Genomic DNA, 5,258 nt, shown 5'->3' on the forward strand with positions numbered 1-5,258 from the left:
GGGTTGGTAGTGTTCCAATTTGCACCCAACAAAATAATTGAAAATTGATAATGGAGAATTGTACATTTGACAAATCAAAAATGAAATTGGAAAATAAAATTCAGGAGGAAAACAAAGCAGTGAAACAGGATTTACCAATCTTGTCATTCACTACCATAAAGGAGTTGAATTCATGGTTGGCAAAACACAATACATCATCAACAGGAATTTGGATACGGCTTTTCAAAAAAAACTCTGATGATATAACAATAACCTATTCGGAGGCACTGGATGTGGCCTTATGTTATGGATGGATTGATGGACAAAAAAAACCATACGATACGAAATCATGGCTTCAGAAATTCACACCCCGAAGATCCAAAAGCATTTGGTCTAAAAGAAATCGGGAACATATTGAACGACTTGAAAAATCAGGGGAAATGAAAGCTGCCGGTATTAAACAGGTAGAGGCAGCAAAAGCTGATGGCAGATGGGAACAAGCTTATGATTCGTCAAGCAACATGGTTGTGCCTGCCGACTTTTTAAAAGAATTGGCTAAGAATAAAAAAACGGAATTATTTTTCAAAACACTTAACAAAACGAATATTTATGCCATTGTATGGCGACTTCAAACAGCAAAAAAACCTGAAACAAGAGATAAGAGGATGAAGGCAATTATTATGATGTTAACAAATGGAGAAAAATTTCATCCCTAAACTAAAGCAGCGTGACTAATTTTTGGGCGCTACAAATAATTAAATTGCTTCATGGAAAGTTTCGTGCTGATTTGAATACGATGCGATAAAACAATTAAAGATTTTATATTTTGCACAATTATTTTATATTTGCAATCTAAATTTGAAATAAGATGCAGTTTAAAAATATTTTTTTACTTATTGGTTTTGCTGCCATTATTACCATTAATTCCTGTGTGAAGGATCGCGCTGCACTTCCTCCCGCTGTAAGCACTACACTTCCCTCTAATTGCGATACTACTAACGTTACCTACACCAATTCTATCGGCACCATTATGACCACGTATTGCAATTCTGGCGGCGCTTGCCATAACAATACGGGACATGGTACACCGTACAACTTTACAACATACGCAGGTGTTTTTGCCAACATGAATAATGGCTCGAATAGCATTTATTACCGCGTTTTTATAGAAGCTTCGAATTCCTCTTTGCACATGCCCAATTCCATCTCAACAGGACCACAATCGCTCAGTGTATGCGACGCGGCTAAATTAAAAGCTTGGATTAACAAAGGCGGTCCGCAGTAATTTCGATTAAATACTTTCTTAGAGGTTTCGAAAAAATATTTTTTGAAACCTCTTTTTCTTGGCTCATTATTCTTTAAAAATAGCATTTCTACGTAGAATGTTTTATGTTTGTTGAATGATTTTTTCGACAAAAAAAACAATTTGGGCAGTTCTGTTATTCTTATCTATTTTCGTATTCAGCAGTTGCTGGAGGCACGGGCGTCCACCAAGTAATCCCTATCTAAATTCAAAACACAAACCAAGCGATGTACTTTCTCAAGAATACAAAGATTCGCAACATCAACAATTACGAGATTCTAAAAAATTATACAAAAAAAATGAAAATAATTCCTCGCATTAATCATGGTTGAAAAAATAATTTTTCGAATGCTTTTTTTAGTGATTTATTTATTGTCCTTACTTCCTTTTTGGATTATTTATTTCTTGTCTGATTTCTTATTTTTTTTACTTTATTATTTAGTTGGATATCGAAAAAAAATAGTTTTTCAGAATTTAAAAAATACGTTTCCTGAAAAAACAGAGCAAGAAATTTTAGTTCTCTCCAAAAAATATTTTCGGTACATGAGCGATTTAATTTTTGAGACTATTAAAATTGCTTCCATGACAAAAAAAGATTTTCAGGAACGTTGTATCATCGAACCCGAGACAATAAATCTTTTCAATGAATTGTATGCACAGAAAAAAAACATGCTTTTTGTGATGGGGCATTTCGGGAATTTTGAATGGTGCGGACATCCTTTTAGTTTGCTCCATAAACATCAACTGTACGTCATTTACCGTCCGCTTTCCAATAAACTTTTTGATAAATTGATGTATCAATTGCGCGCTCGTTTCGGAACCATACCTGTTACAACCAACGATATGGTGCGTACTATGATTGAAAAACGGAATGAAATAAATGTAACTGCTTTTATTGCTGATCAAACGCCAGCACCTGAAAATGCTTATTGGACAACCTTTTTGAACCAAGAAACACCCGTTTTTACAGGTACAGAAAAGATTGCACGCAAATTTAATTATCCACTTATTTTTGTGAATGTAAAACGCATCAAACGCGGTTATTATTCTGTTAATACAGATAGATTTCCTAAAAACCCTGCCGATACAACTGAAGGAGAAATCAGCGAATGGCATACCAGAAAGTTAGAACAAGAAATTATTCGTCAGCCGGAAATTTGGCTCTGGTCACACCGCAGATGGAAACACAAAAGGAGAAAGTGAAGCCTTTTATTTTTTGCAGATATGAGACATAAAAAAACGCCTTGTATTTTGTACAAGGCGTTGTAGGTTTTAAAAGTGATTGTGTTACTTGCTTGTTTTATTTAACCAAGGATACATGTCCGATGTATTGGTGCGATTTATCAAACACATCCAACAATTCCACTTTCCAAACATATACGCCAATCTGTGCTATTTTCGTTCCACCCAATGCTATTCCATTCCATTTACCATTCAAATCATTGGTATGATAAATTAAATTTCCCCATCTGTCAAAAATCCACATTTCATAGGTTTTAATTCCATATCCTGTTCCAAAAAAAGTATCATTTTTTCCATCTCCGTTAGGCGTAAAAGCATTCGGTGCATAAAATGTAAAAATGGGTTTTATATCGATTGGAATACTCACGCTATCCATACAACCGTATTGGTTGATAACAATTAATTGTACATTAAATATGCCTGTATCTGCGTAGGTATGCGTCGGATTGTTATCTATTGCGCTCCATGTTAGCGTATCTCCATCTCCGAAATTCCAATGCCACGCAACCGCGTTTGTAGAAGCATCTGTAAAATTAATTACAGATGTAAGTATCGTTGTTTGCAGCGGATTGGCTGTGAATGCCGCCGCTGGCAAAGGATTTACGGTTACGATACTTTTTGCCGTTCCCGTGCAACCATTTGCATCTGTTCCTGTAACTGTATAAGTTGTAGTTGTTAAAGGATTCGCAATTACATTTGTATCCGACGTTGAATTTAAACCCATTGCTTGTTTCCAGTTGTAAGTAACAGCTCCTGTTCCTGTTAAAATAACGTTGCCGCCCAAACATATTGTACCCGAATTAACTCCTACGGTCGGTGCCGGATAAATGGATACTGCCGCAAGCGCGGTACTTGTACATCCTTGCGAAGATGTTCCTGTTACGGTATAAGTTGTGAGTGCCGTAGGATTTGCAATCACACTCGCACCTATACTTGAATTTAATCCCGTTGAAGGCGTCCAACTATAAATAGTTGCACCTGTAGCTATCAATGTCGTACTATCTAAGGGACAAATCGTAGTAGAATTCGAATTAACGGTAATCTGCTGATTTAGAGAAACTTTCACCACTTGTGTACTTGTACAACCAAAACTATTTGAACCTGTTACAGTATACGTTGTTGTTACGGACGGACTTGCTATTACAACAGAATCTGAATTTAAAGTTAATCCAAAAGTCGGCAGCCACGTATAACTAATTGTTCCATTCGCCATTAAATAGGAGCTATCGCCTTTGCAAATAGAATCGTTTGGACTTACTGTAAAAGATGGTATTGGTTTAACTATAATGGTAGTATCAATAACGTAACTGCAACCTGGTTTTACCATTACCGAAACCTGATAAGTACCACTTTGGTCAACTGTTACAGATTGTCCTGTTGCAGATCCTGTAATACCTGAACCCGAAGGAATTTTTATCCATGCATACGAAGCGGCACCGGGTGGCGCTTTTAAAACAGTAGACCCGCAAGTATTTGCCGCAGTTATTTGAACAACTGAACAGGATCCATCTACATAAGCATATCCAAAATGTCCTCCAAGTGTGCATCCTGCCTCAGCAAAAAACAAAGTAACGTTATGTCCAATATAAGCACTCAAATTAAAACTGTTTGATGTCCAAGTAAGATAATAAACAGGCGTTCCATCTTGATTCACTTTTGAAGAAAGTTGAAATCCTGTAGGAATAGTATCCGCATTAATTTGAACATAATATTGCAAACAAGGAATTACATTGTTTGCAGAATCCAATACTTCCGACAGAAAATAAGGTTGCTGGCCATTGGCATGACCAACCCCTGCATTCAAAACAACTGCATAACTATACGTAACTAACGCATTCAAATTAGTTACTAGAAATGTTTGTTCGATTATTTCGCCACCACTATACCCCCATGTACCTGGAGCACCGGTACCACCACCTGTGCAAGAGTATATAGAATCTCCTCCATTTCGTTTATTAATATTGTCTCCACCTAAGCGCAAAGCGTAAGTCCCTCCGCCTGGATCGAGTACTGGAAAACCTCCATAGGGATCGTTTCCAGCACCAGCATTCACAATAGTATGATAATTACAGGAAGGTACTGGGTAGTTTAGAAGTCCGTTAAATATGCCGTTCGCTGTGGTTGTTAATGGTGCATTGGAATTCGAATTATATCCTATAAAACCAACCCAACCGGTACAATTTCCATCTTCAAAATCAATATTATCACAGGTACTGGCAAGCACATGATAATTATTGGGATTTATTGCATCGGATGGATTTTTTGGAATGATGTGATATTTTTTTTGCACAAACGCGGTTTCCTCTTGATACAATTCCGCCAGAATTTCACGTTTATTTTTGAGCCGATTTACTATTTCAACATATTTTGCAGCAACGTCAAAACCATTCAAACTATCTCCTTGATAGAAATATTTTTTCGCTCGAATAATCGAGTCTTTCGGCTCCTGAGATTGGGCAACAAAAGAAATGAATAGCAATCCTAAAAAAATAAAGAAGACTAATTTTTTTTTCATTTTTATTGAAAAATTATTTTCTTAATGAAGAAAATAAAAAGTATCTGATTAACAAATATATCTATTTTAAGAATAAGATTTTTTTTAATTCAAAAAAATAATTTTTCAATGTGCCTTTTCAAGGACATAAAAAAACGCCTTGTATTTTGTACAAGGCGTTGTAGGTTTTAAAAGTGATTGTGTTACTTGCTTGTTTTATTTAACCAAGGATACATGACC

Annotated in this window: 4 protein-coding genes; 3 read left to right on the top strand and 1 reads right to left on the bottom strand. The window is 36.0% G+C overall.

Features of this window, described 5'->3' with window-relative positions:
* The first annotated feature begins 80 nt into the window (after positions 1 to 80).
* From ABIZ51_07005 to ABIZ51_07015, 3 genes are all read left to right on the top strand, one after another.
* The gene (locus ABIZ51_07005) at positions 81 to 695 is read left to right on the top strand and encodes a YdeI/OmpD-associated family protein (protein MEO7088521.1); all 615 of its coding nucleotides are present in this window, start codon (positions 81 to 83) and stop codon (positions 693 to 695) included.
* Between the two features lie 152 nt (positions 696 to 847).
* Positions 848 to 1,264 carry a hypothetical protein gene (locus ABIZ51_07010; GenBank protein ID MEO7088522.1) on the top strand — a complete coding sequence of 139 codons (417 nt, stop codon included), beginning with the start codon at positions 848 to 850 and terminating at the stop codon, positions 1,262 to 1,264.
* A gap of 366 nt (positions 1,265 to 1,630) precedes the next feature.
* Positions 1,631 to 2,485, top strand: a complete 855-nt coding sequence (locus ABIZ51_07015) for a lysophospholipid acyltransferase family protein (protein ID MEO7088523.1) — start codon at positions 1,631 to 1,633, stop codon at positions 2,483 to 2,485.
* 97 nt (positions 2,486 to 2,582) lie between these two features.
* Here ABIZ51_07015 and ABIZ51_07020 read toward each other — a convergent pair whose 3' ends face one another.
* The gene (locus tag ABIZ51_07020) at positions 2,583 to 5,039 is read right to left on the bottom strand and encodes a gliding motility-associated C-terminal domain-containing protein (protein MEO7088524.1); all 2,457 of its coding nucleotides are present in this window, start codon (positions 5,037 to 5,039) and stop codon (positions 2,583 to 2,585) included.
* Positions 5,040 to 5,258 lie beyond the last annotated feature (219 nt).

The sequence above is a fragment of the Bacteroidia bacterium genome, from assembly GCA_039924845.1.
Classification (GTDB): domain Bacteria; phylum Bacteroidota; class Bacteroidia; order DATLTG01; family DATLTG01; genus DATLTG01.

Bases quoted from the DNA above. Each gene is read 5' to 3' on its own strand.
- ABIZ51_07005 (MEO7088521.1), top strand. From the start codon at position 81: ATGAAATTGGAAAATAAAATTCAGGAGGAAAACAAAGCAGTGAAACAG.
- ABIZ51_07010 (MEO7088522.1), top strand. From the start codon at position 848: ATGCAGTTTAAAAATATTTTTTTACTTATTGGTTTTGCTGCCATTATT.
- ABIZ51_07015 (MEO7088523.1), top strand. From the start codon at position 1,631: ATGCTTTTTTTAGTGATTTATTTATTGTCCTTACTTCCTTTTTGGATT.
- ABIZ51_07020 (MEO7088524.1), bottom strand. From the start codon at position 5,039: ATGAAAAAAAAATTAGTCTTCTTTATTTTTTTAGGATTGCTATTCATT.